This is a genomic window from Botryobacter ruber, assembly GCF_003347595.2.
GTDB lineage: Bacteria > Bacteroidota > Bacteroidia > Cytophagales > Hymenobacteraceae > Pontibacter > Pontibacter ruber_A.
Genome location: NZ_QCZK02000035.1, coordinates 1 through 26,040 on the forward strand (window position 1 = coordinate 1; position 26,040 = coordinate 26,040).

The following is a 26,040-nucleotide window of genomic DNA, read 5'->3' on the forward strand; positions in this document are numbered from 1 at the left end:
CTCTATCTCTGCTTTTGAAAAAACACCTCTTAATCAACTACTTAACAACACACAAATACAAATGCCGGAAAATAACATTTGTAACCAATTGAAAACCTTTTAATTATACTTGGACACTAATGAAGTTAAATACGCTTGCTTTGGCGAATAGCCTGTGGAGTGTGTCGAATGATTTGCTTTGATAAAAAAATAGAGAAAATTTTAACAAACAGGTTATGAAAAGAAATGTGTATTTAATTTTGTTTATTGGACTTTTTGCTTTCAGTTGTAAAGACCAACCTTTAATACATACGGATTGTGTTCGTGGTAAATATATTGGTGAATATTGTGAGGGAGTTGTTATCCAAATTCCAGATGATCATAAGATTGGTAAAGAATGGAAAAGTACTTACAGCAGTGAAACTTACAAAAATTCTGTAGTAGCAAGTATAGATTCATTATTAGCAAAATCATTAGGTAATCCCAACTCTTATTTCTCACCAGATTCTGTGTTTTATTTTAAATATAAAGATGGTGGCTATCCAAGAAAACAATATAATGTATGTGAGCCTTCGGCATTTATAACAATTACTTTCATCTCAAAAAACTCTTGTGTAACAAATGAAGGTAAGTAATTTTATCCCAACACTTCTATTGTGCTTTTTGTTTGCTTCAATTGCACATGGACAGATCAAAAATCAATTTATCAAGCCAAGTCAAGCTCTAAAACATGGAGTGATGTTAAGTAAGGCTATAGATGTTGACTTCGATTTTTTAAAGGTTGCATCAAAATTGAATGTTCAGGACACAACTGAATTGATGTTTAATTTCAAAAATAGCAAATAATAACAGGTTCTGTACCATAACTCACTGTTTAATTTTATCAACCAGAATCTTTAAAAATACTATAATACACCGAATAATGGCTCAATTTTTTGAAATTCGTACTTTAGATGTTTTCAAAATTGGCTTTAACGAGTGTATGAGTTGTACTTTTATAGACTGCGAAAGAACTTGCCGGAATTTGAAATAATAACTTCGCTGCAGAAGCCACCACACCTGCTCCTTATTTACTATTTACGTAGTTGTGTCGTTTTATATAAATGTGTTCAAGCTGGTGAAAATAGGTAAACAATGATGATGTATTAAATTGTATATAGAAAATTTTTAAAGTACATAATATGAAATTCATAATAAATTGTTTCTGGCTTTTTTTTCTGTATAATAGCAATATCATGCAAAAATAAAGAAGTGGTTCCGGATAATGAAATTAACTTAAGAGAAGGCTATATTATCGGATTTAACCAGTGTACTGCGCTCAAAGAATCTTTCGATGGAAAAGGCTTTGTGCTTGTAACAAATGATTTCAGAGATACTTTACTGGCATACAATCTGCCGGATACACTTTATAATTTCCCGCCATCCCACTTTGCGACCTATGGATACTCATTCCTATTTCCCGAGGCCGTAAGATTGAATTACAAAGTTTACTTTAGTTATAGAATCCTAAAAGAGAACGAAAAATACTATCCTCTTACAATGTGCCATTTTTATGATTATGATATATCATGGTGTTTTCGACAAATTAAGATACTGAATATTCATAAGTAAGTGGAGGTGTGAACCTATTTTCAATTGCCAATATAATGCCAACTTAGAGTTATGTCCACCCCATTCAATATCATATTGGGTTATATATGGTTAGCGCTTACGCAAAGTCATTTTTGCTACGTCTTATGACCAATAGGTTAAACTCTAAATTTGATACTTCACGCTTAATTACACTCCTAAAGGAGGTGCGCTAAAATTCCATTAGTAGCTCTACTTAAATGAAGCTGTACTACACTGTTTTACGTTAAGAAGCAACAGCACGAAGAATAGTATAATCACGGACACCTAAACAATGTTACACCCCCGGCTCACCAGAAACGCCTTTCTCTACCTGAGCAGCTGCCTGTTGCTGCTGGGCTGCAGTCCGCAAAGAGGAATAGCTGATAGGAGTGCTGTAACACAGGGCGTGCAGCAAACAGCACAACAGCCATACGATTTCTCGCCAGTTACCCGCAAGGTGCAGGGCTGGGTAGACAACGGCTACTACACCGGCGCATCGCTAGTCGTGGTGAAGGACGAGCAGTTGGTGTACGAAATTACTTCGGTAATTTTACCCCCGAAAGCCGTCGCCTACATCGCTTTGGCCGGAAAGTGGCTGACAGCTGCCATCATTGCCACTTTAGTAGACGAAGGCAAACTCTCCTGGGATGATAAAGTAGTAAATTATATCAATGTTTTTTTAAATATTGGATATTGATACTTGGATTGTTTTTGTATTTAGCGAGAATAAATTTATGAAAGCATCTTGTTTATATACAAGTTCATTTATTATACAATTACTACCCTACCCTTTTTAGCCCTATGAAACACTTACTACACCTCCTCCTGGTGCTGCTGGTAGCCAGCGCCTGCGAAAAGAAGCATGAAAACGAAATTGACAAGCTGCCACCCGCCACACAGGCAGGTAAGATGAAGATTGGCGCACTGGTGAACGGTAAGGCATGGGTGCCCAACAACGTAGGTCTGGCCGGACCGGATGTGCAGGCCTGGTACGAGTACATCAATAACCCGGCCCGGCAAGGTTACTTTCTTGGAATAGCAGGGAGTATGAGAACGAAAGAACATCTAGAGGGGCTCAATATGAACTCCAACAACAAAGTTATCGAAGAGGGGAAGTCCTATGTGTTACGGAGTTGCAAAGATGAAGGAGAGATATGTGGAGCTTTTGCCATTATTAAAGGTGGAGTAATAAACGAGTATCGTACCGACAGCATCCACCAAGGTGGATTGCACATTACCCGTTTCGACGATAATAGCCAAATTATCGCGGGCACCTTCTGGTTCGATGCCGTGAACGCCGATGGGGAGAAAGTAGAGGTGCGCGAGGGGCGGTTCGATATCCGCTTTACTAAGTAATATTTTTAATCAGTACTTTATATTTATCCTATGAGAAAAAATTTAATACTATTCCTGTTTCTCTTTCTGCTCTTCTCTTGTAGTCATAGTGGAACAATACACTAATCCTCTGATTAAATGCAGTTAAAGTAATCTTACTAAAAAAATGCTTAAGTCATACGGTTTACCTTGAATCTTATTTTAATTATAAAATAATCAATTTTATGAACAAAAAGTTAATGTGCCTGATAATGATATTCCTGCTCGCAACCAGTTGTAAGACAGAGGAACCTATTATGCAAATAGCTTGTGGACAAAGCTGTAAGGATGAAGTATTAGCAGAAACAATCATCAATAAGCAAGGAAAAATTGTTATTGTTAATGATGTCTTTTGTATTACAACAGACTCAGCTAGTTTAAACAGAGGTGGATATATTGTTGGATCTGAAAATATTTTGGTGCCATGCAATCTCAGTGACGACTATAAAGTTAGTGAATTGAAAGTAATTATTAGTGGACAAAAAAGCAGTTGTTGCAACCTGGTGACCTTACCTGTTTTAAGAACAAGTTTTGGTTGTAAATTCGAAGTTACATCTATCAAGAAACTATAACATACTGAAAAATTAAATATTAAAAGTTCTTTCTCCTCTGAAACAATATGTGGAGGGCAAACCTGGGGAGTAAATGCCATCTACTGGGATGATTATGGCAATTACTCAAATGCCACATATAATATTCAGTTTGAAGTAGAGCCGGGGAATGACTACGGTGTTACCAGTGGAGGGCATAATTATTTCGGTATAACACCCAACTACTACTTCAGTGGAACCTTGCAGATTCCAGTCCGGATTTATCTGGATAATTGTGGCTATGGGGAAACCTTCTATGTAAATATAGAAGTTCAGCCTTCTTGGAACTGCTATGGCTACTATTACACCGCCACACCAAACCCCGCAGAGGACGAACTTGTAGTATCTTATCAGCAGGAGGCTGATGGTGCTGTTACGGAAGACACAAAAGCACAGCAGTTTGAAGTGACACTTTATGACGAAAAGGGTAAAGCTGTACGCAGGGGAAAAAATGCGAGCAAAGTGAATAAAGTTGTACTTGATACACGCACCCTGCCAAACGGCACCTATATCCTGCATATAACAGACGAGAAGGAAACGATAAAAAGACAAAATCTCATCCAGCATCAATAGCTCTGAAGTTGCACAGATTATTGTTACAGCAGCCGGTAAGAAAAGAACTACTTTCTTGCCGGCTGCTTTATCTTTCAAGATTGCTGAAGTTCGCTGTTCTTTTCTTTTACAGCCGCAATCTACCACGTTCAATCATATTTTTTATTTCTGGTTTGTCCAAACTAAACGTTTAGTAGCTCTACTTAAATGAAGCTGTTATACACTGCATTACGTTAAGAAGCAGCAGCACGAAGAACAGTTAAATCACGACACCTGAAACAATGTTACACCCCCGGCTCACCAGAAATGCCTTCCTCTATCTGAGCAGCTGCCTGTTGCTACTGGGCTGCAGTCCCCAAAGAGGAGTGACTGATAGGGGTACTGTAACACAGGTCGTAGAGCAAACGCTGCAGCAGCCATACGACTTCTCGCCTGTTACCCGCAAGGTGCAGGGCTGGGTAGATAACGGCTACTACACCGGCGCATCGCTCATCGTGGTAAAGGACGACCAGGTGGTGTACGAAAACTACTTCGGTAACTACACCCCCGAAACCGTAGTCTACATCGCCTCGGCCGGAAAGTGGCTGGCAGCTGCCACCATTGCCGCTGTAGTAGATGAAGGCAAACTCTCCTGGGAAGATAAAGTAGAAAAATGGCTGCCCGAGTTTAAAGACCAGAAGGGGCAGGCCACGCTCCGGCAGTTACTCTCGCACACCGCTGGCTACCCCGATTACCAGCCTAAAGGAAACCAGCCGGACAATTACCAGACCCTGAAGGAATCGGTGGCGCATATCGTCAGCCTGCCCGCCGACACCCTGCCCGGCACCAGGTTTAAATATGGCGGACTGGCTATGCAGGTGGCCGGACGGATGGCAGAGCTGGCAACCGGTCAGGACTGGGAAAGCATTTTCCAAGAGAAAATGGCCCGGCCGCTGAACATGCCCCACACGCACTTTACCCCCGTAGACCCTACACCCGGGCACAACCCGATGCTGGGCGGCGGCGCCCGCTCCGATATAAAAGGATACCTGAACTTTCTCTCCATGCTCACGCACGACGGGGAATTTCAGGGCAAAAGAATTCTTTCTAAAAAAGCGATACAGGAACTACAGGCTGACCAGGTACAAAACGCGAAAGTAGCCGCAGGAGAATATGTCGCCAATGCCCGTGCAACCGACCGAACAGACATTTACGGGCTGGGGAACTGGCGCGAAGAAGTAAATGCAGCAGGAGAACCCATGCTGCTTAGCAGTCCCAGCTGGGCCGGCGCTTATCCCTGGATCGATAAAAAGAACAACGTGTACGGTTTCTTCCTCACGCGCGTCGCCTCACAGAAAGACGGTTTCAGCTCCTTTTACGCCAGCCCGGTGCTGCCGCTGCTGGTGCGGGATGTGCTGCAAAGAGCGCAGGACAGCAGCATAGTTAGGAGTGGCTGGGTGAGCGTAGGCGATGCCAAGCTGTACTACGAAGAAGCCGGTCAAGGCGAGCCGCTCATCCTGCTGCACGGCCACTCCCTCAACCGCACCATGTGGGACAAGCAGTTTTTTGAGCTGGCTAAAAATTACCGCGTCATCCGCTACGACATGCGCGGCTATGGCTGGTCCGACGACCCTGTAGAAGACGTCCCCTTCACCCATGCCGGTGATTTAACCCGCCTCATGCAGCACCACAAAATCGAAAAGGCGCACCTGGTCGGCCTGTCGCTGGGGTCCTATGTGGGCACTGATATGCTGGCGCTGCACCCGAAGAAGCTGCTCTCCCTGACGGCAGCCAGCGGCATCTACTACCACTTTACCGGCTCCGACCAACCCATTACGGAGGCAGAGCGGCAAAAGCGGCAGGAGCAGATAAAAGCTTACAAAAAGAATGGCATTGACGTAAACAAGTGGGAGTGGTTTCAGGCCCTGATGCGCTCCGGCGGCTCCCGGAAAGAAGAGATGCGCCGTCCGCTCTGGGACATGATTTACAAGTGGAAAGCCTGGCAGCCTCTGCACATAGAGCCACGCCTGCTCCTGGGTAACGCTGTCGTGCCAAAACTAAAACAGCAGCAAATAAAGGTTCCCGTTTTGGTACTGATAGGCGAACTCGACGGCGGTCCCGGGCGGAGCGCTACATCAGAAGCCGAGGCAAAAGACCTGTTTCCGAACGCAAAAATAATTTTGCTGAAAGATGCCGGTCATATGTCCAATATGGAGGCACCAGAGGCTTTTACTAAAGAGGTGACCAGCTTTCTGGCCACAGTTAAGAAAGAGATTTGAAGAACCCGACATACATGAACTTGATTCCCCGAAACAAACGCATGAAACCCTGGAAAAGTCTTTTGCTTGGTGCAGCCCTCCTGTCGGCCTGCCAGCAGCAGAGTGGCGACACCGTTTCCTTCACCGTCAAGAACAACCTCGACCTGGACCGTACCGCCGAAACAGTAAGCGTGCCTGCCAATAAGGTATCTAAACTGTTGCAGGAATACGGTGCAGAAAACCTGCTCATAAAAGATGACGCTACTGACAGCCTGCTCGTTACTCAGGCTATCGACAACGACCAGGACGGCACCATAGATGTAATCCTTTTCCAGGCAAGCCTCAAAGCCAACGAAGAAAAGAAGTTTACGATAGAAGGAGCCAAAGACGGAGCCGCCAGGCAACCCAAAAGCAAACTGACTACCTACAGCCGCTTCGTGCCCGAACGCACCGACGACTATACCTGGGAGAACGACCGTGTTGCCTTCCGTACTTACGGCCCTGTGGCGCAGCAGTTGGTAGAAGAAGGTAAAGAAGGCGGCACCCTCACCAGCGGCATGGACGCCTGGCTGAAGCGTGTGGACTATCCCATCATCAACAACTGGTACAAAAAGAATGAACCGGAGCCAGGCTACTATCACATCGACCACGGCGAAGGCTACGATCCTTACCACGTGGGCGCGAGCAGGGGCATCGGCGGCATCGGTGTGCTGGAAGGTGACACGCTCTATGTTTCCAGAAACTTTACAGGTTACAAAACGATTGCTGAAGGTCCCATACGTACCATGTTTGAGCTGACCTACGCCCCTTGGCAGGTCAATGGCCGCACCATTCAGGAAAAAAAACGCATCAGCCTGGACCTGGGCAGTAACCTGACGCGCTTCGAGAGTCAGTTGCAGAGCGACCAGCCTGTGCCCAACTACACCATCGGCATCACGCTGCACGATAAAAAAGGAGAAGTAAAAGGCAATCCGGAGCAGGGTTGGTTCCGCTACTGGGAGCCCATGGATGACTCCTTCCTGGGAACAGGCGTTGTGCTGGTTCCGTCTGCCGTGCAAAGTTTTAAAGACCACCGGGTAGACACCAAAGACCAGAGCCACCTCTACGTTATCACCAAACCGGCCAACGACAAGCTGGTGTATTATGCAGGTTTTGGCTGGGAGAAGAGCGGACAATTTACCACCAAGGAAGCTTGGGACCAGTACCTGGCAAGTTTTGCCAAACGTGTCGCTTCGCCGTTAGAAGTAAGATTTTGAGAGAAAGAATAAGTTCAGCATACTGTACTATGGACAATTTTAATTTAGATAACCTCTGGGGTATCGACATGGGGGGCACCAAGATGGAGGGCGTTATTCTTAAGTCAGCACTGGAGCCCGTTGTCATTTTCCGGGACAGGGTTCCGACCGAGGCAGACAAAGGATACGAGCACATTATGGGCCAGGTGAAGAAACTGGTGGATAAAATGATGCTGGCCGCCGGCTACAAACCTGATAGAATAGGCATGGGTACACCAGGCATCAATGTCCCATCATTAGGTATAATGAAAAATTGCAACGCCACCGCCCTGAACGGAAAGCCCTTTAAAGCGGACCTGGAGCGCTTGCTTGGAATAAGGCTGGAGATGGCAAACGACGCCAACTGCTTTGCCCTGGCAGAAACACAGCTGGGCGTGGTAAAACAACAATACCCGGAAGCGAAGGTGGTGTTCGGTATCATCCTGGGTACAGGCGTAGGCGGCGGTGTGGTCGTAAACGGGCATGTGCTATCCGGTCACCATGGCATCGGAGGGGAGTGGGGACATAATTACCTGACCGATTTTGAAGGAAAACAATGCTTCTGCGGCAAGGTGGGGTGCAACGAAAGCATTCTGGCAGGTCCTGCGCTCGAAGGCTATTATTCCGACCTGACAGGGCAAAAGCGTAGTCTGAAAGAAATAGCTGCTTGGGCAGACGACGGTACCGATGAAGCCGCCACTAAGACCATGAAGCGGCTCACCGAAGGCTTTGGTTTGGCCTTGAGTGTGGTAGTCAATATCCTGGACCCGGATGTAATTGTGGTGGGCGGAGGAGTTGGTAACATTGACCGAATTTACACCGAAGGTGTAGCCGAAGTGCAGAAGCACGTCTTCGACCATGTGTTCGAAGCCCCCGTGGTGAAGCCATCGCTGGGCGACAGTGCCGGTGTATTCGGAGCGGCCTTCCTGGTAGCCGAGCCCCTGCATGCGGTTTATTAAGGCTTCTTATTCAAGATATTGTAATTATCCATAACAAACAAAGCAACAATGAGTATTCTCAACCAATTTGAACTTAAAGGTAAAACCGCCCTGGTAACAGGAAGCGACACAGGCTTGGGTCAGGCCATGGCTATTGCGCTGGCAGAAGCAGGTGCCGATATAGTAGGTGCCTCTAACGTGGAAGCCATAAAAGGGGGCGACACCGAAAAAGCTGTCCTGGAGGTGGGCCGGAAGTTTACCGGATATGTAGTTGATATCTCTAACCGCGAAGGCTTGTACAGCTTTATTAATGATGTAAAAGCCAATCATACTATTGATATCCTGGTAAACAACGCCGGTATGATTCTGCGCAAGCCAGTGGCCGAGCACCCGGACGAGTGGTGGGATAAAGTAATCTCAGTAAACCTGGATGCCCAGTTTATCATCACCCGCGAATTTGGAAGAGACATGACAGAAAGAGGCAGCGGTAAAATTATCTTCACCTGCTCCCTGCTCAGCTTTCAGGGCGGTATTAATGTACCGGGTTACACTGCCAGCAAATCGGCAGTGGCTGGTCTGGTAAAAGCATTTGCCAATGAATGGGGTTCTAAAGGCGTGAATGTAAATGGTATTGCTCCCGGCTACATTGCCACCAACAACACCGAAGCCCTGCGTGCCGACCCGGAACGTTCCAATGCCATACTTAGTCGCATCCCTGCCGGTCGCTGGGGGGAGCCAAAAGACTTTAAAGGCCCGGTTGTATTTCTTGCATCAGAAGCAGGCGCTTACGTGAACGGTGCTATATTGCTGGTAGACGGCGGCTGGATGGCCCGCTAGTACTGGCGCTATCGAAACAGTATTAGTTAAGAATTCCCGGCAATATTTTCTCCCCCGCAACGGTAGGAGGTATCAGTTAAATTTAAGCACTTAAATGAATTATCTTAACAGGATTGCTTTTGCTGTTTTTACAGGTGTAGTAGGTTTAACTAACCTCGTATCCTGCAAAACAGCAGATGCACCTTCCGACGTTACAAATGCTGTAGCAACTACAGCTGCAGGCGCCACAAATAGGTATGTATCCGAAGTCTGGGTAGCGGACCAGGGAGACGGGACTTACAAAAACCCCATTGTCTATGCCGATTATTCCGACCCGGATGTGATCAGGGTTGGAGACGATTACTTTATGACAGCATCCAGTTTCAACAACATGCCCGGCCTGCCTATCCTGCACTCCAGAGACCTCGTGAACTGGACGCTGATTAACCATGCCGTCAAAAAACAGATTCCTTCTGATTTCTTCGATACGCCTAGACACGGCTATGGCGTTTGGGCTCCGGCCATTCGGCATCATAAAGGGGATTTTTACATTTACTGGGGAGACCCAGACCATGGCATTTATATGGTCAAGACCAAAGACCCCACCGGAGACTGGGAGAAGCCGGTGCTGGTGCTGGCGGGCAAAGGTATGATTGACCCCTGCCCGTTCTGGGACAAAGACGGAAAAGCTTATCTGACAATAGCATGGGCCGCAAGCCGTGCCGGTATGAACAGCCTGCTCACCATGTACAGAATGAGCAGCGACGGTACAGAAGTTTTAGACGAAGGCAAAAACATCTTCTCCGGTCATGACTACCACCATACCGTGGAAGGCCCTAAAATATACAAGCGCAACGGCTATTATTATCTCTTCTCGCCTGCGGGGGGAGTGGCTACCGGCTGGCAACTGGTGTTGCGCGCCAGGAACATCTATGGACCCTACGAGGAGAAGGTAGTGCTGGAGCAGGGAAGCACACAAATTAATGGCCCGCATCAGGGTGCCTGGGTCGATACCAAAACAGGCGAAGACTGGTTTATCCATTTCCAGGATTTGGGAGCGTACGGCCGTATCCTGCACCTGCAACCCGTGAAGTGGGTAAACGATTGGCCTGTTATGGGCGAAGACAAAGACGGCAACGGTATCGGCGAACCTGTGGCCACCTATAAAAAGCCAAATGTAGGAAGGTCATATCCCATAGCCACACCATCCGAAACAGATGAGTTTAATTCTGATACACTGGGCCTGCAGTGGCAATGGCAGGCAAACCCTAAAGTAACCTGGAGCGCTTTGCTTCCCGGTAACGAATTCCTGCGCCTGTTTGCGATGCCCATGCCAGCTGATGCCACCAACCTGTGGCCGGTACCAAACCTGCTGCTGCAGAAATTTCCTGCCCCTGACTTTACAGCCACCACCAAAGTAGAGTTGAACATTGAGTGGGATGTGTGGCAGACTAAGAAAGCAGGACTACTCGTAATGGGCAACGACTATTCTTACCTGTCTATTACCAAAAGCGAACAAGGGTACCAAGTGTCGCAGGTGGCATGCCTGGAGGCACTAAACAATGGCAAAGAAGTGGTGATAGCCTCTCAACCCTTAAAAGGTAAAGAGGTGTACCTGCGGGTACAGGTCAAATCCCCCGAAGCCACCTATAACTTTAGCTACAGCGAGGATGGCATCACTTATAAATCCATAGGCAAAGCCATGAAAGCACAGCCGGACAAATGGATTGGAGCCAAAGTCGGTATTTTCTGCACCAGCAGCCCTGATGTCCGGACTGGCGGCTACGCTGACTTTGACTGGTTCCGGATTACGAAGTAAAACGAGGAGCAGTGGCTTTGTTGGGTGGTGCAGCAGAATTTTTAGTGCAATAGCGCCTGTCACCATAGTTACTATCCAGCTTAATTATTAGGTGGGGACAAATAAAAAATTAGACAATACTATACATCACCTATTTAGCACTATTATAAAATGACAACAGAAAACGGGAAAGAAGTCTTGTTCAAGGAAATTGAACAGCGCTTAGCTTCACAGGGTTTTCAGATAGATAAGAAGGACCAGACACGTCCGTGGGGAGGTTTCTTCGTGATAAACGAAGACCAGGCACAGCAGTTCGCCGATACATATTTCGATGGCTTGTCGGTAGACAACCTGCGGATATCTGGAAAACTCAGCCCAAAAATTCTGGTAGTGGCACCCAACAAAAGATTGTCGTGGCAGTACCACCACCGCCGTGCCGAAATCTGGAAAGCTGTACAGGGAACGGTGGGCGTCGTTACCAGCGATACTAACGAAGAAGGGGAAACAAAGGTACTAAATCCCGGTGACCTGATAACACTGCAGCAGGGTGAACGCCACCGATTAGTGGGTCTGCAGGAGTGGGGGGTATTGGCAGAGATATGGCAGCATACCGATGCCGAACATCCTTCGGACGAAGAAGATATTGTGCGGGTGCAGGATGATTTTGGCAGGTAATACCAAACTGATTTTCCTGTCAAAGGTCTTTGGTAGCTAAAACTTGATGAAATTTTTAGTTGCTTGTCGTTCTTTAAGTATTGAATTTCAAGGCTTTTTTGTTAATTTTGAATGGAGAAAATACTACTGTTTGAGTGAGGGTGAAAATTCGGTTACCCAAGCATTAGATATATAAAAGATATCTGGAAATCAAATATTTACGGAGGTTGGAGAAATCCCTCCCTCTCTGCTGGTAATGATACCAAAAACAGCTAAAAGCCTGCAAATCAAATGATTGCAGGCTTTTTTGTTTTTAAAACTCTACCAAATTATTCGATTTTTCGCAAAGAAAAGGTGAGTGATTCGGTGAGTCATTTAAGGGTTATTCTTTACTCACCAGATTTTACATAACCATCTGATTTACAAGATGTACAATAGCTGTACATCTTGACTACAGGTGACTGCAAAGCTACATTTGTTTAACTTTAAAGGTCACTATTATGAGAGTCAATTTCAGCCTTCTCTTCTACCTGAAGAAGCCCAAAAACTATCAAACAGGCCCGGTGCCTGTTTACCTGAGAATTACCATAGCCGGAAAGCGTGCCGAAGTGGCAACCGGTAGAGAATGTGAGCCTGCTAGATGGAATGCCGCTGCCGGACGAGCCTCCGGTACAAAAGAAGCAGGTAAGGCTCTAAACGCATACTTGGGAATTATGCAAATGAAGGTGTAATTGGCATACCGGGAGCAGTTGGAAGCTGATGAACTTGTTATAAATGATAATCTCAAGAGAGTAATGGCCTTGGTAAAGGGGAGTAGGCATAGTTAATACTGCAACAGTTTCCTTGAGAGATCTTATAGGCCGTCACAGCTTCGTTGAGCACCAGTTCTTCCGGCTGATAGGGTGTCTGTAATCCAATGCAAATTGTCTCCTTTTCCTGTTGTGCCAGATTCCCAAGCATTAAATTATAGCCGACTGGGTAGTACTTCGATTTGGTAGGAGCCATGATAAATCAGAAAAGTTTTTTGTTTTTAAAAGCTTTCTGTCATTGCATCGTTCCTGCTTTATCCTTGCGGCTCATAATCTGTGATTCGGGCTTATCTTTCAATTCTTCTGCTACCTTTTTTACTGAATCATGGGTATAAGGTAGCTCCAAGGCCATCTTAAGGATTCAACAAACAACCTCATCTGGAGCTAACAGAATGACAGAATTTAGTAGTTTAGAGAAAATTTAAACATGCTCTAAAAATAGTACAGCATTGCCTCCTCGGCCTCCGGAAAAATTTAGTTTACTTTCACCTTAAAAAGCTTTTAAAAGTTTTACGAGGTGAAGGAAACCATCCTAATTGAAAAGTCTGTTAATCCGGTGGCCAGAGGCCAGAGATAAAAGTTATGGGTACACTCCCTGATAGATGAGAGGCTGCAACTAAACGTTAACGAAAAAGCTGAAGTTATTTAACCGTAGCAACTAACTGTGCTTTGTGCTCTACCTGGCCCAGCACCCATTCACCTATTTGCAGGCCTTGGGTACGACCGTTGTCAATAGCATCCATAAAGTGGATACCTCCATAATAACGGGAAATACCAGCTTCAATGGCCGCTTCCTGAAACGAATTAAATGTTCGGGCAGGAAAACCAAAACGCTCTTCCACGGTATCGGTGTATTTAAAGTTATCACCAAAATAATAACTTAAAATAACCGCAGAAGCAGCAGAAATGGTGGAATGGCCACTTAAATATTCCGGGAAAGGCGGGGTTTGTAGGAGTGGCCGGTACGTAGGATCTATATATTTCCGGATAGCTGTTTCGGGGCGAACCCGGTTGCTCCGATATTTCTCATCCCAGCAAGCTATAAACCCATCCAGGAGAGCTATAGAAACCATGGTATGTACTTTCATGGCTTTGGCAAAACCTGCTTTGGCGTCTTTGCACGCGATGCCGGTTATGCCTAACCAATGCGCACCCGGTGATATCTTTTTACGGCCTGCCATCAGGTGACCGTTATCTTGCAAGGCAAATGGGTTGCAGTCCCAGAAGGCGGCAATGACCTGGTGTTCCTCCGGTAAATTTCTGGTATCATCATATCCTTTTTGCATCATTTTAAAAAAGACAGAATTTTTATTTGTAGAGAATGCAATGGGCGGTGCCGGCATAAATTGGATGCAGGTATCCAGGGTAAGGGTGCGGACAGTATTAAAGTTAGGCTCTACGGGAGCAAAATAACCGGGGGGAGTAGGATACCAGGCTCCTTCTGTTTCTTGCGGAATATACCGGGGGTAATTACTGATGCGGTTATATTTATCAGCTTTGGCATAAGCCAGAATGTCTTTGCTAATCGTTTGCGCATAAGTCAGGGAATTAGCGATAACCTGTTCATCCAGGCCTTCGCGGCGGCAAGAGTCTAAAAACTTTACTTCAAAGGAATCTAATAAAACACCTGATGGTTGCATTTTTTTAGCAGTTTCCAGCATGGCCAACAAGGAACTTAATTCAGGGGAGTAATTCGTTATTCCCTGCGGTTTTTGAATCTGGGGGTAGTTATTCAGCAGACCGTACATACTTTTATAGGTACTGTCGTTCTGAGAAACCACCTCGTAACCGGCAAGGGTTGCATAAGAAAAAAAGCGGGCAGCTAGGGGCGGATTGGTAACATCATTCACCATCAGGTCTGTCATTTGATCTATAACCTGAGTAATTTGTGCGGTACTAAAGTCCAGGTTTTTTTTTGTTTGTTTTCCCGGAGAGAAACAACTTACAAGAGCAGTTAAAATAAAAATGATGGGTAAAAATTTTCTCATTACTTTAATTTATATGCTTTTACAGACTGTTGATTCAACCCAAATAAAACGCTGTTGTTAACAGGCAAAATACTCCTTACATCTCCAAACACCCGGAAGCCAGATTCGTTTTGCGGTACATATTTAAAATTCCCCTTGCCATCGCCTTGTAACAGTATACCGTAATTGGCATCTGTTTTACCAAACCGTAAGCGGGATTTATTTATATTGCCGCCTATGAGCACATCCGGCGCACCATCTTTATTATAATCCAGTACAGCTGTAGCAAATACCGGCGCGTATTGCACCGGCAAAGGTAGCGGCTTTTCTATAAACTTCCCATTGCTACTGCCTTGGAAATAAGCTGTTTGTAAGTGATTAGCAGACAAATGGTTCGCCCCTTTTAGTTCCTCTGGTTTAAATATTTCTTTAAGGGTAGCACTGGCATAACTGTTGTAATCCCGGAACCGGGTGCGCATGTTGCTCATCTGATCGAATAATTCGTCGCGGGTAACGTAAGGGTAACTTTTGCCCTGGATGTAAAAACAAAGAATAGGGTCTATAGCGCCATTATCATCAAAATCTTTATAATATAATTCGGCGGGTTCCTTATCGGAGGCCTTGCATTGGGAATTTAGCCCCAGGTTCCCTATAATTAAATCAGGGTGTTGATCCTGGTTAAAATCGCCTATGGTTAGTTTATTCCACCAGCCATTGTATTTCTTTGCAAAGTAGGCCTGGGTATTATCCGTTAACTTGCCGTTGTTGTTTGCAAATACCGTTACCGGCATCCATTCTCCTACTACAATTAGTTCTGCTTTAGAATCGTTGTTTAAGTCGTACCAGGCGGCATCGGTAACCATACCCGGGTTTTTTAAAGCTGGGGCTACGGCGGCGGTGTTATCAGTAAATTGGCCTTTTCCGTTGTTGAGCAAAACATAACTGCGGGGGGCTTCCGGGTATCGGCCCGGAATAACGCGGCCACCTACAAACAAATCCAATGCACCATCGCCATTAATATCTGTAGCCCGTACGCAGCTGGTACTGGTTAACATAGCAGGTAAAGAGTCGGGGCTTTTCTTAAAATTGCCTTTGCCATCGTTTAAATACAGCCGATCCTGCAGGGCCGGATCCTTGGGCATAAAATTGTGATACCCGCCACTGGTTACATATAAATCAAGTGCCTTATCATTGTTGGCATCAAAGAAAAGAGCATCGGTGTCCTCGGCGTTTTTATCTGCCTCAAAAGCGGCCGCTGATATTTGGATAAATTTCCCATTTTTTCCTTGCAGGTAAAGGCTCCCGGCCTGGCCAGCTGCCCCACCGGCAAATATATCTTCCAGGCCATCGCCATTTACATCTGCTTTAACCAGACAAGGGCCGGAGAACGAAAGCGGGTTAATGAGTAATGGCTGCCGTTTAAAATCATTAATTGGGGTTTTCTGGTGGGTAAATTGTACCGGCGAAGGCGCTTCTGTAAAAGCAAGGCTTTTGGGCCAGGGCAGTTTGTAAACCGAACCAGCATTTTTTTCTTCCAGCGTAAGCACCTGGTTAGCTTTTACGTTTTGCAATACCTGTTGCTTCCCGCTTAACCAAACTACCCGCAGGGAATCTACGGTTTTATTTGTGCCTAAACCAAAATGTATAACCGGCGATACACTGGACTGAAAGCCCCGGGATGTTATTTGTTCCTGATATTGTTGTTTGCCTGCATGGTATAGGGTGATTTTAGCACCCATACCAGCTGTATTTTTACCGTTTCCTGCTAATTTAAGCTGTAGGTATTGGTTTTTCAGGAGCTTTTCCGATTGGTTTTGATATACAAAAGCTACTTCATTCAGGTTATTGACTACAAGGTCCAGGTCACCGTCATTATCTAAATCGGCGTAAGCAGCGCCGTTGCTGTTGGAGGCCTTATTAATACCCCAATCTATGGTATTATTACTAAACCGGAGGTTTCCGTTATTTTTGTAAATGTAATTGGTAACATTGGAAGACGGCATCTTATCCAGTAAATTTTTAATGCTCTTAGGGGTTGGCCGGCCCTGTAGATACTGGATATATGAGCTCCGGAACTTTAGGAAATCCAGGTTTGTAAAATCTTTCAGGTACCCGTTGCTTACAAAAATATCTTTCCAGCCATCGTTGTCGTAGTCGGCCATTAAAGGAGCCCAGCTCCAGTCAGTGTTGGAGATGCCACTTAACTGCGCCACCTCGCTAAAAGTACCGTTGCCGTTGTTTACATGCAGCATGTTGCGCATGTACTGGTGATTAAACCCGGAGCGGACAAGCATTTCAAAATATTCGTAATTATCGGGGCCAAATAGTAATTTTTGCCGATGGTTGTCTTCAGGCAGCATGTCCAAAGTGAAAATATCCGGCAGGGCATCATTATTCATATCGGCTATGTCATTGCCCATGGAATATAAGGAAGTATGCCCGATGCCGTCTTTGGTTTGGTCGGTGAAGGTGCCGTCTTTATTATTAATTAATAGGTAGTCCGGGGCAGAATAATCATTGGATACATAAATATCCGGCCAGCCGTCTTTGTTTATATCAGAAACGCCCGCCCCTAAACCAAACGAAAAAGATGAATTAGCCAGGCCTGCCTTTTGGGAGATGTCGGTAAACTTGCCCCCGTTGTTTTGGTACAATTTGGCGTGCACATCGTGGTTCGGTTTTTTCAGGATCTCTTTAATGGTGATATCATCCAGGTTATTAAGAGGGGTTGGATTATGGTTAAGCAGGAACATATCCAGGTCACCATCCCGGTCAAAGTCAAAGAACGTGGCGTGGGTGCTGTAAGCCGAATCATCTAACCCATATTCTCGGGCCTGGTCTATAAATTTGGGAGTACCATTCTGGTCCGGCCCCTGGTTTATAAATAACTGGTTAATGCGGCTCTCGCCAGATAAAAGTCCAGAATAGCATTGATAGATATCCGGAAGACCATCGCCGTTTACATCGGCAATGGTGGTGCCGGTTTTCCAGGTATTATTTTTGCCTGCTACGCCGGCCTGGGACGTTATATCCTGGAATTGCATGTTACCTTTATTCAGGTACAGGCGGTTGCCTACCATGTTACCGGAAAAATAGATGTCCTGGAGGCCATCGTTGTTTAAATCCCCGATGGCAACCCCGCCGCCATTGTAAAAATAATGGTAAACAATAATGTTTACATACGGCGACTCCATAAGAGTATTGTTAAAACTTATGTTAGTTTGTTCTGGGGACAAGATGGTAAATAAACCAGGTTCTTGAGCATCGGTAGCCCCTTCTTCATCTAGATGATTTTTATGGCAACCCCAGGTACAAACAATAAAAAAGGTTATCCCTAATAAAGAATAAAGTTTTAACAAACGCATGAATGAATTATTATATTATAATTAAATAAACCTTTAAAAATAAATAATCTATCTAATATCTCCATAATGTACAGAAAAAAATTATGGTACTCCCCATAAGTTAGACAGTAAAATCGTTTAAAATTAGGATGCTAAACTAAACCACCTAAAATTAGCATCATGACAAACTACAAAAAGCACAGCGGCAAGCAAAAATCGCCCTGAAGGCAGTTAAAGAGAACAAGACCCTCAGCCAGCTTATCTCGGAGTATGGCGTTACTTCTTCACAGATCTCCACCTGGAAACAGCAACTGGTACAAGGGGCCGAGGAGTTTTTCACCCATTCCTCTAAACACCAGCAGCAAGCAGTTGAGCAGCAAAATAAGGAAGCGCTGCTTTATCAGCAAATAGGCCAGCTACAAATGGAGCTGGAATGGCTAAAAAAAGCTTAGTTAGCACCTTACACGCTAAACGAGCCATGATAGAGCCCTTCTCCACCTTAAGTATTTCTAGGCAGAGCGAACTTGTGGGTATTTCCCGCTCAGGCTACTATTACCAGCCGGTGCCTGAGAGCGAGGAGAATCTCAAACTCATGCGCCTGATGGATGAGCAGTACCTGCTTACCCCTTTCTATGGTTACCGCCGTATGTGGACCTGGCTCCGGCAGCAGGGCATGAGGCAAACCTGAAAAGGATTCACCGCCTCTACCGGCTGATGGGCATTGCAGCCATCTACTGCAAGCCTACCCTGAGCGAGCCAAGCCCCGGGCACAAGATATATCCCTACCTGCTGCTGAACGTGCCCATTGTGAGGCCTAACCAGGTCTGGAGCACCATTATCAACTATGTTACCATGCGGCAGGGCTTCCTCTACCTGGTGGCCGTCCTCGACTGGTACAGCCGTTACGTGCTCTCCTGGGAGCTGACCAACAGCCTGGACACCGGATTCTGCCTCTCAGCCCTGGAGAAGGCTTTTGTCTTTGGCCGCCCCGAGGTATTCAACACCGACCAGGGCTCCCAGTTTACCTCTCTGGACTTCACCGGCTACCTGCTGAATCGGGAGGTTAGTATCAGCATGGATGGTAAAGGGAGAGCGTTGGATAATATTTTCATCGAGCGCCTTTGGAGAGACGTAAAACATCAGCATATTTACCTCTACGATTACCAGGATGGCCATGCACTGCACCAGGGGCTAAGCTGGTATTTCAAGCTCCACAATGAGCAAAAACCTCATCAGTCGCTGGGAAATAACACGCCAGCACAAGTATATTACGGTATAGAACAGATTCCTAAAGAGGATACTATTCAAAAATTAAACATGTTAACCAAATCATTCTAAATTTATCCGTTTTAGCTGTCCAAACTATTGGGAGCACCATAGCTTTTTGGGGGCTCAGTTAAATTGTTTACCTATTCATGTTTAGTTATCATGTTGCATTTGCTTAAAGATATGTTACATGAAAATGTATAAGCGTAACATGATATAAAACACTTGTAACATAATTATGCCTGTCTTCTCTTGGTGCGAAATATATTTGTTGAAGTTACGAATGTGTGTTAGTTAACACGTTTTTTGGGTTGACCTTTCGTAGTCAAAAAGAAACTTAAGCAGGAGAGCTGGGGAGGGCGGAACTGTGAAAACAGCTTAGAGATGTTTCCAATATCTGTCGAACATAAACAAAATCCACCATACCGGTCTTGTTTTGGGGTCACTTGCAGCACATTGTGACGGAAGCCAAGACAAAAGCTTTATGAACCAATCCTCATGACCAGTTGGTGTGCCACAACAGGTCTGATGAAGTTTCTATTAGAAGAAGGGAAGGTCTTCTACTTCTTCACCTAGGGTAGCAGCTTCATAAATTGATCTTATATGCATTAGGCTTCCGGAGAAAATAGTTACTCAGTATCCTGAAGATGAGGTTTTTCCTCATCACTTATCTGTTGCTGGAGATACTTTTTGTATACAAATAGATGTAAGATGTAGTCAGTAGAAATATAATTGCTTGAAGTAAAGGGTGAATATGGAACATCAAGGTGAAGGTTTGTTTAACAGGGAGTTCCTGGAGAAGTGGTATCAGAACTATGGCAGATTGAAAGTTCATGTTCAAAAAAATCCGCTCAGTACAGGTGCTGTTGATGAAGAACTTGCGCAGTGGGTAAGCATCCAGAGACGTATCAGGTATATGCTTCCTGCTGAGCTAAAGGAGAGGCTGGCGGAGCTGAACAGTGTCTTTCAATACACTGCTAATTCCTGGGATACCATGTATAAGCAGTTAGTCCTTTTCGTGCGGGAGACCGGTCATTGTGTTCTGCCTGATGATAAGGAATATGAGCAGCTAAAAGACTGGCTGATACGGCAAATCCTAAACAAGTGGCTGTTGACAGATGTTCAGTTGCAGCAACTAAATGAGCTGGAGGTAGATTGGGACATGCCTGTTAGCAGGGAACATCGCTGGAACCAGATGTTCTGGAGGTTAAAAGACTTTTACAGAACCTTTGGCCATTGCCGTGTGCCCCTGCAGTGGTCAATGGATAAGCAGCTGGCACTTTGGGTTGTTGTGCAGCGGAGGATGCACAAGCAGGGTAAGCTGAGCGAGGACAGGGAGCGAAGGCTCAATGAACTGCAGTTTACCTGGAGAATACAGGATGTGTATGAAGCCCAGTGGGAGGAGTTTTTCCAGCAGCTGCTCTCCTTTAGCAGGAGGCATGGTCATTGTCGGGTGCCGTGCAGGCATGAGAAGCTTGTAAGTTGGATTGAGCGCCAAAGGGTTTCCTGGAAAAAGGGCCAGTTGCCACAGGACAGGTTAAAGCGGCTGGAAGAGATTGGCTTTATCTGGAGCAGCGAAGATATGAAAAGGAGAAGCTGGGAGGTGAGATATAAACAACTGAAAGAGTACAAAAGACTTGTTGGTCACAGCTTTGTCTCTACAAACTACAGGGAAAACAGGAGCCTGGGCATATGGGTATCTACCCAAAGAAGACTTGAAGCAAAAGGTAAGCTACCGGCAGCAAAGAGGAAGAAGCTGGACCAGTTGGGTTTTGTGTGGAGCAAAAATACAGAATGCAAGCTGCAATCAGTTTATGACAAGCATTGGAACGACAGTTTTGAGAAGCTGAAGGCCTACAGGCAGCAACATGGTACATGCCAGGTATCGCTGAAGCTAGATCCGGAGCTCCAGCGCTGGACCAGCTGGCAGCGCAAGCTCTTCTACAAGGGAAAGCTCTTGCAAGCGCGCATCGATCGGCTGAATGAAATCCGGTTCCCGTGGAGTGTGCAGGAGGGGTATTGGCTGAAGATGTACGAGGCCCTGGTCGACTTCAAAACCAGATCAGGTCATACACGCGTTCCGTTTCAGTGGGCGCCAAATCCTCATTTGTCGAGATGGGTGTACAGGTTGAGGCGGCAAAAGCAGGAGTTGAGTACACAGAAGGTAGAGCTGTTAAATAAGATTGGCTTCGACTGGTCACTGAACCGCAGAATAATTGTGCCGTGGCAGACAATGTTTTATCGCCTGCTTGAATTTAAACAGGAGCATGGGCATACGCGTGTACCGGTAAAATGGAGCAAGGACCCAAAGTTGGGCAAGTGGGTCAGCCGAATGCGGCAGGAGAGGGAAAACCTGGATCCGGAGCGAGCTCTTTTGCTGGAATCAATAAGCTTTGACTGGGGAAACCGGTTTACCTCAAAGAAGAACATTGGTATAAACTTTACTACTCAGGTGTAACAGCCAGCGCATTTCTATCCTGGCTGTTACAGTTCAACTGGTTTCAACTGTTTCGTGCTGCCTGCATGGCTTTCCATATAAGCCGTTGGAGGTACGCCATAAAGTTCCTTAAAAGCAGCTGAAAAAGAAGCAAGGTTTGTAAACCCTACAGCAAAGGCTACCTCAGAAATATTTATATGTTTACTGGAGAGTAAGTCTGCTGCTTGTTGCAGGCGGATATTCCGAATAAAATCACGTGTTGACTGGTTTGTTAGTTCTTTCATCTTACGATGTAAGTGTACCCTACTGATACCAATCTCACTGGCTAGCATTTCAACGCTTAAAGCAGGATTGTCAATGTTCTGGTTGATGACGTCCAGGAGCTTAGTTAACAGCTTTTCATCTGCCGACTTTATCGCAATTTTCTGGATTTTAGTATTTTGTTGTTGGTTGCCACTAAAATTGTTCCGAAGCATTTCGCGGTTCTTTATAAGGCTCTCAACCGTCTTTTTCAAAATTTCAATGTTAAATGGCTTCACCAGGTAGGTATCAGCACCAATCCCTAAACCTTCTAAATTATCTTCCTCTTCCGATCGGGCTGTGAGCAGAACAATCGGAATATGGTTAATATTCACATTCTGTTTGATTTTCCGGCAGAGGGTAATTCCATCCATTTCAGGCATCATTACATCACTGATAATTAAATCAGGCGTTTTGCTTAACAAAATGGATAACGCTTCTTTCCCGTTGGCACATGCCGTCATGTGGTACTCTGAAGCGAATTCCTGGCAAATGTAATTTCGTATTTCCTCATCATCATCTACCACAAGCACGCGTTTCCTGGTTTTAGATTTTGCTTTCACTTCATCCGTATCATCTGCCGGTGTTGATAAAACATGAAGGGCAGGTTCAGGTTTCTGAACAAGAGGCAGTGGTTCTGCTAGCTCTTCTTTCTGCAGGTGGTCCTTGCCTAAAGGCAGACGCATAACGAAGCGGCACCCCTTGCTTTCCTTGTTGTTTTCTGCTCTGATACTGCCATGATGAAGTTCTACAATGGATTGGGTTAAGTTCAGTCCAATGCCTGTTCCTCCCACAAAATGATTCTGTGGTGTTTGAACCTGGTAAAAACACTCAAATATTTTTTCCTGCTCACTTTCCGCAATACCGATACCACTATCCGAAATGATTATTTCAAAATACTGGCGCAATTCATTTGCCACGCTTTCATTTTCCCCGGTGTGCAGGTAAATATCTATTTTCCCGTTTTCGGGTGTGAACTTGAATGCATTTGACAACACATTGAGGATAACCTTATCAAAATTATTCGGATCAATCCATACCGGTAGCAGCTCCATTTTATGGTGGAAGCGTAATTGTATGTTCTTAGACTGGCTTTGTTCTTCGAATATGGTACAAAGCTCTTTTATGAATCCAACAATTTCAGTTTCCAGGAATGCCAGCTGCATCTGCCCCTTATCGATCTTACGGATGTCCATGAGCTGGTTAATGAGGTGCAGGATACGTTCAGAATTACGATGCATGGTGGCATATGTCTTCTGCCGCTCCCGGTCTTTGTCCACGGACATCAGTTTTTTCAGGGGACTGATGATCAGGGTCATTGGTGTGCGAATCTCGTGGGAGATATTTATGAAGAACTGTAATTTGGCATCGTTTATCTGCTTTGCGTGCATGTGCTCCTGCATCTTCAGACGCGTGCGCTGCCGGTGGCGTATCTGTTGCACCACCAACAAAAACACGAAGGCCAGTATAAGCAAATAAGCAGCTTTTGCCAGGGCAGAAAAATACCAGGCCGGGGAAATATCAACTACTATTTCCTTAATAGCAGAATAATGGCTATAATCTTTTGCCCTAAACCTGAAATGATAGGTTCCAGGAGCCATATCGGTGAAGTTAACGGTGTTGGTGCCCGGTCGCAGGTTAATCCAGTCTCCATCCTGCAGGGAATATTGGTAGGTAATCCGCTCAGGATTGGCAAAGTCTATCGTGGATAATTCTATACTGAAGGAATTGTCCTTGTGCGAGAGGTGGAAATTCGCTGCATCCATCACGGCAGTATCTACAATGTCGTACTTACCGGATTTCATTCCTTTCTTTACCGCCTGATTATGAATATAAAAGCCTGTGATGCGAGCTTCCAGTTTTTTCCCGGAGGCGGAGATTGTATTTGTGATTTCTTCCGGATTAAAGTACGTAATGCCATTAATCCCCCCAAAGAAGATTTGTCCGCTGTTATTTACAAATGCTGCCCCTTTACTAAATTCATTTCCCTGCAAGCCATCGTTCGCGTAATAGCTAATAAAGCTGCTGTTTTTTGGGTTAAGCTTTGTAATACCATAGTTCGTGCTGATCCAGATGTTACCGGATTTGTCTCCCTTGACAGCAGATACAACATTACTGGGAAGCCCATCTTCCATTGTATAGGCTTTTATCTTACTGGTGCTGGTGTCCAGGTACAGCAGGCCCTTTGAGGTGCCTATCCAAATATTTCCTTTTTGGTCCTCGTGCAGGGAGTAAACTATATAGCCATGCAATAAATTATTGGTGCCATGCGTGGAGGCAAAGTTTTTAGTTTTCAGGTCAAGGCAGCCAATTCCATCATAAGTGCCTATGTAGAGTTTGTTCTTGCTGGTGAGCAGCAGGCAATTAATCCAGCGGTTATGCAGGAAATTCTTAGCCCCTTCGTTATTCGAGCCCGGCGGGGCTACATACTGGGTAACCTTTTGCGAGCGTAAGTCCATAGAGAAAAGGCCGGCTCCCATAGTTGCGATCCAGAGTGTGTTTTGCCGGTCTTCTACAACACTAAAGATCCGCTCTACCGGGTTGGAATTTTCATCCCGGATAGAAGTGATATAGTCACATTTACCTGTTTTGCGGTTCAGTTTCGCCAAACCATGCAGGTATGAGCCCAACCACAGATCTTTGTTCGAATCTTCGTATATGCTCATGATGGAGGAAGATACGGAGGCGGGATCGTCTGTATGGGTAAAATGAGCTTTTTGTTCTCCATTAGCACCAATACTATAAAGGCCATCGCTATCAGTACCAACCCAGAGTGTCCCCTCATGATCTTCGACAACAGAAAGGATAGCATTGGAGCCTACTGTGTTGTTGTTTATTGATTTATAGCCGATGTACTTGAAATTACTGGCGGTGGCGGGTAGCAGCATTACCCCTTTTTGGTAAATACCTAACCAAAGGTTGCCAGCCTGATCCTCCAGAATTGAATGGACTTTAGATTTTTTAAAATCGAAGGTTGCTACATTGAAATTGCCATCAGTTATTATCTTTTTCTTAAGGTCATAGATTTTTATTCCTTCGCCATCGGTTCCGAGGTAGAGCTCATTCGTTTTACTTAAATATAACGTGCTGATAGATAAATTCGGAGAAGGGGGGTAGGGGATGTGGTTAAGGTCATCAGCAATCTTATTATGAACAAACAGTCCATTGCTCACACTACTCAGATACACATTGCCCTCCTTATCCTGGCAAATGCTGGTAATGGTACTTCTGGGTGTCTTTTTGGAACTATTGAAATACTTTACTTTGCCATTCTTGCCAATGCGGATAATGCCTTTGTCCTGGGAAGCTATCCAAAGGTTCTGATCCTTGTCTTCAAAAAGGTAGTCGATAAAATTAGCCGGAATCTGTTGTTGGATTTGCTGTACTTTAGGCTCTGTGCCTTCAAATTTTAGCGAGAATACCCCATAGCCGGCAGTTCCGACAAGCACCTCTCCATTTTGCCGTTCTGTTATGCTGATAACGTGGGCATCAAGTTGCTCACCACCTGCCGGGAACAGGGGAATTTGCTTGAACGCATCGGTAGCATGGTCGTAAACCTGCAGACCATTATAATATCCGATTAGCAAGTGACCTTTGCTGTCCTCAAACAAAAGGCGTACATAGTTATTCAGTATGGAATGAGGATCCTGCTGATCGTGCTTGTAAATTGTAAACTTGGAACCATCGTAACGGTTCAACCCATCTTCAGTGGCAACCCAAATAATGCCCTTGCTATCCTGGTAAACCTGGTAGATGAGACTATTGGAGAGTTCCAGATCTACAGAGAACATTTTCCCGGACTGTGAAAATGCGTGATTAATAATCCAGAAGAATAGAAGAAAAAGCGTGTATTTTATTTTCAAAGTAAAATATTTTTTAAATGTATAGCAGGCTCGAGCAGCAACACAACTCTATTCAAGATGTAAAATTAATTTAGAATCCAACAAACTGTTGTTCAGATTAGTTTACTGCCGGGAAGTAATCTTTCCCTCTCTAAAACTATTAAACTACACAATTTACAAAGAATTCACAAATTTTTTTACCTGGAATACAGGGGTTTATTTTCCAGAGCAGGGTTGATATTCTTACTTTTT

19 protein-coding genes are annotated in these 26,040 nt (G+C 45.0%); 16 read left to right on the plus strand and 3 right to left on the minus strand.

Annotated features, from left to right (window positions below; genetic code table 11):
- The first annotated feature begins 215 nt into the window (after positions 1–215).
- From DCW36_RS09875 to DCW36_RS09930, 13 genes are all read left to right on the plus strand, one after another.
- Positions 216–614, plus strand: a complete 399-nt coding sequence (locus DCW36_RS09875) for a hypothetical protein (protein ID WP_125185159.1) — start codon at positions 216–218, stop codon at positions 612–614.
- Entirely contained in the window at positions 601–825 is a 225-nt protein-coding gene (locus DCW36_RS22560; RefSeq protein ID WP_164891089.1) for a hypothetical protein, read from the plus strand. Before DCW36_RS09875 ends, DCW36_RS22560 begins: the two co-directional genes overlap by 14 nt.
- A gap of 1,057 nt (positions 826–1,882) precedes the next feature.
- Positions 1,883–2,287 (plus strand): serine hydrolase, encoded by a 405-nt coding sequence (locus DCW36_RS09880; protein ID WP_114778474.1) that lies wholly within the window; start codon positions 1,883–1,885, stop codon positions 2,285–2,287.
- Between the two features lie 104 nt (positions 2,288–2,391).
- Entirely contained in the window at positions 2,392–2,946 is a 555-nt protein-coding gene (locus tag DCW36_RS09885; protein WP_114778475.1) for a hypothetical protein, read from the plus strand.
- Positions 2,947–3,149: 203 nt separating this feature from the next.
- Positions 3,150–3,536 (plus strand): hypothetical protein, encoded by a 387-nt coding sequence (locus DCW36_RS09890; protein WP_125185160.1) that lies wholly within the window; start codon positions 3,150–3,152, stop codon positions 3,534–3,536.
- Positions 3,537–3,755: 219 nt separating this feature from the next.
- Positions 3,756–4,127 (plus strand): T9SS type A sorting domain-containing protein, encoded by a 372-nt coding sequence (locus tag DCW36_RS22565; protein WP_164891090.1) that lies wholly within the window; start codon positions 3,756–3,758, stop codon positions 4,125–4,127.
- A gap of 260 nt (positions 4,128–4,387) precedes the next feature.
- The gene (locus DCW36_RS09900) at positions 4,388–6,364 is read left to right on the plus strand and encodes an alpha/beta fold hydrolase (RefSeq protein WP_114778477.1); all 1,977 of its coding nucleotides are present in this window, start codon (positions 4,388–4,390) and stop codon (positions 6,362–6,364) included.
- A gap of 14 nt (positions 6,365–6,378) precedes the next feature.
- Positions 6,379–7,599 (plus strand): DUF4861 domain-containing protein, encoded by a 1,221-nt coding sequence (locus DCW36_RS09905; protein WP_205702909.1) that lies wholly within the window; start codon positions 6,379–6,381, stop codon positions 7,597–7,599.
- Positions 7,600–7,628: 29 nt separating this feature from the next.
- Positions 7,629–8,576, plus strand: a complete 948-nt coding sequence (locus DCW36_RS09910; RefSeq protein ID WP_114778478.1) for an ROK family protein — start codon at positions 7,629–7,631, stop codon at positions 8,574–8,576.
- Positions 8,577–8,624: 48 nt separating this feature from the next.
- Complete coding sequence (locus DCW36_RS09915) at positions 8,625–9,392, plus strand: SDR family oxidoreductase (RefSeq protein WP_114778479.1); 768 nt, start codon at positions 8,625–8,627, stop codon at positions 9,390–9,392.
- A gap of 94 nt (positions 9,393–9,486) precedes the next feature.
- Complete coding sequence (locus DCW36_RS09920) at positions 9,487–11,190, plus strand: glycoside hydrolase family 43 protein (protein WP_114778480.1); 1,704 nt, start codon at positions 9,487–9,489, stop codon at positions 11,188–11,190.
- A gap of 150 nt (positions 11,191–11,340) precedes the next feature.
- Complete coding sequence (locus DCW36_RS09925; RefSeq protein ID WP_114778481.1) at positions 11,341–11,844, plus strand: cupin domain-containing protein; 504 nt, start codon at positions 11,341–11,343, stop codon at positions 11,842–11,844.
- A gap of 479 nt (positions 11,845–12,323) precedes the next feature.
- Entirely contained in the window at positions 12,324–12,554 is a 231-nt protein-coding gene (locus DCW36_RS09930) for an Arm DNA-binding domain-containing protein (protein WP_114778482.1), read from the plus strand.
- Between the two features lie 719 nt (positions 12,555–13,273).
- Here the strand turns inward: DCW36_RS09930 and DCW36_RS09935 are convergent.
- Together DCW36_RS09935 and DCW36_RS09940 are read right to left on the minus strand one after the other, a co-directional pair.
- A complete protein-coding gene (locus DCW36_RS09935; protein WP_114778483.1) occupies positions 13,274–14,620 on the minus strand; it encodes a vanadium-dependent haloperoxidase in 1,347 nt (448 codons plus the stop codon).
- On the minus strand, positions 14,620–17,793 hold the full coding sequence (locus DCW36_RS09940) for a VCBS repeat-containing protein (RefSeq protein ID WP_240676115.1): 3,174 nt from the start codon (positions 17,791–17,793) through the stop codon (positions 14,620–14,622). The genes DCW36_RS09935 and DCW36_RS09940 overlap by 1 nt, the downstream gene beginning before the upstream one ends.
- A gap of 628 nt (positions 17,794–18,421) precedes the next feature.
- On the opposite strand from DCW36_RS09940, the gene DCW36_RS09945 reads away from it, so the two are divergent.
- The 3 genes from DCW36_RS09945 to DCW36_RS09955 all read left to right on the plus strand — a co-directional run bounded on the left by DCW36_RS09945 (position 18,422) and on the right by DCW36_RS09955 (position 21,667).
- Entirely contained in the window at positions 18,422–18,631 is a 210-nt protein-coding gene (locus DCW36_RS09945) for a transposase (protein WP_125185161.1), read from the plus strand.
- Complete coding sequence (locus tag DCW36_RS09950) at positions 18,592–19,281, plus strand: IS3 family transposase (RefSeq protein WP_114778486.1); 690 nt, start codon at positions 18,592–18,594, stop codon at positions 19,279–19,281. The genes DCW36_RS09945 and DCW36_RS09950 overlap by 40 nt, the downstream gene beginning before the upstream one ends.
- A 682-nt stretch (positions 19,282–19,963) precedes the next feature.
- A complete protein-coding gene (locus tag DCW36_RS09955; protein WP_114778487.1) occupies positions 19,964–21,667 on the plus strand; it encodes a helicase associated domain-containing protein in 1,704 nt (567 codons plus the stop codon).
- Between the two features lie 26 nt (positions 21,668–21,693).
- On the opposite strand, the gene DCW36_RS09960 is transcribed toward DCW36_RS09955, so the two are convergent.
- Positions 21,694–25,809 (minus strand): hybrid sensor histidine kinase/response regulator transcription factor, encoded by a 4,116-nt coding sequence (locus tag DCW36_RS09960; protein WP_205702910.1) that lies wholly within the window; start codon positions 25,807–25,809, stop codon positions 21,694–21,696.
- Positions 25,810–26,040: the final 231 nt, after the last annotated feature.

Excerpts from the sequence above, each read along its gene's own strand:
- DCW36_RS09875 (WP_125185159.1), top strand. The coding sequence starts at position 216 with ATGAAAAGAAATGTGTATTTAATTTTGTTTATTGGACTTTTTGCTTTC.
- DCW36_RS22560 (WP_164891089.1), top strand. The coding sequence starts at position 601 with ATGAAGGTAAGTAATTTTATCCCAACACTTCTATTGTGCTTTTTGTTT.
- DCW36_RS09880 (WP_114778474.1), top strand. The coding sequence starts at position 1,883 with ATGTTACACCCCCGGCTCACCAGAAACGCCTTTCTCTACCTGAGCAGC.
- DCW36_RS09885 (WP_114778475.1), top strand. The coding sequence starts at position 2,392 with ATGAAACACTTACTACACCTCCTCCTGGTGCTGCTGGTAGCCAGCGCC.
- DCW36_RS09890 (WP_125185160.1), top strand. The coding sequence starts at position 3,150 with ATGAACAAAAAGTTAATGTGCCTGATAATGATATTCCTGCTCGCAACC.
- DCW36_RS09900 (WP_114778477.1), top strand. The coding sequence starts at position 4,388 with ATGTTACACCCCCGGCTCACCAGAAATGCCTTCCTCTATCTGAGCAGC.
- DCW36_RS09905 (WP_205702909.1), top strand. The coding sequence starts at position 6,379 with ATGAACTTGATTCCCCGAAACAAACGCATGAAACCCTGGAAAAGTCTT.
- DCW36_RS09910 (WP_114778478.1), top strand. The coding sequence starts at position 7,629 with ATGGACAATTTTAATTTAGATAACCTCTGGGGTATCGACATGGGGGGC.
- DCW36_RS09915 (WP_114778479.1), top strand. The coding sequence starts at position 8,625 with ATGAGTATTCTCAACCAATTTGAACTTAAAGGTAAAACCGCCCTGGTA.
- DCW36_RS09920 (WP_114778480.1), top strand. The coding sequence starts at position 9,487 with ATGAATTATCTTAACAGGATTGCTTTTGCTGTTTTTACAGGTGTAGTA.
- DCW36_RS09925 (WP_114778481.1), top strand. The coding sequence starts at position 11,341 with ATGACAACAGAAAACGGGAAAGAAGTCTTGTTCAAGGAAATTGAACAG.
- DCW36_RS09930 (WP_114778482.1), top strand. The coding sequence starts at position 12,324 with ATGAGAGTCAATTTCAGCCTTCTCTTCTACCTGAAGAAGCCCAAAAAC.
- DCW36_RS09935 (WP_114778483.1), bottom strand. The coding sequence starts at position 14,620 with ATGAGAAAATTTTTACCCATCATTTTTATTTTAACTGCTCTTGTAAGT.
- DCW36_RS09940 (WP_240676115.1), bottom strand. The coding sequence starts at position 17,793 with ATGGAGTCGCCGTATGTAAACATTATTGTTTACCATTATTTTTACAAT.
- DCW36_RS09945 (WP_125185161.1), top strand. The coding sequence starts at position 18,422 with ATGATAGAGCCCTTCTCCACCTTAAGTATTTCTAGGCAGAGCGAACTT.
- DCW36_RS09955 (WP_114778487.1), top strand. The coding sequence starts at position 19,964 with ATGGAACATCAAGGTGAAGGTTTGTTTAACAGGGAGTTCCTGGAGAAG.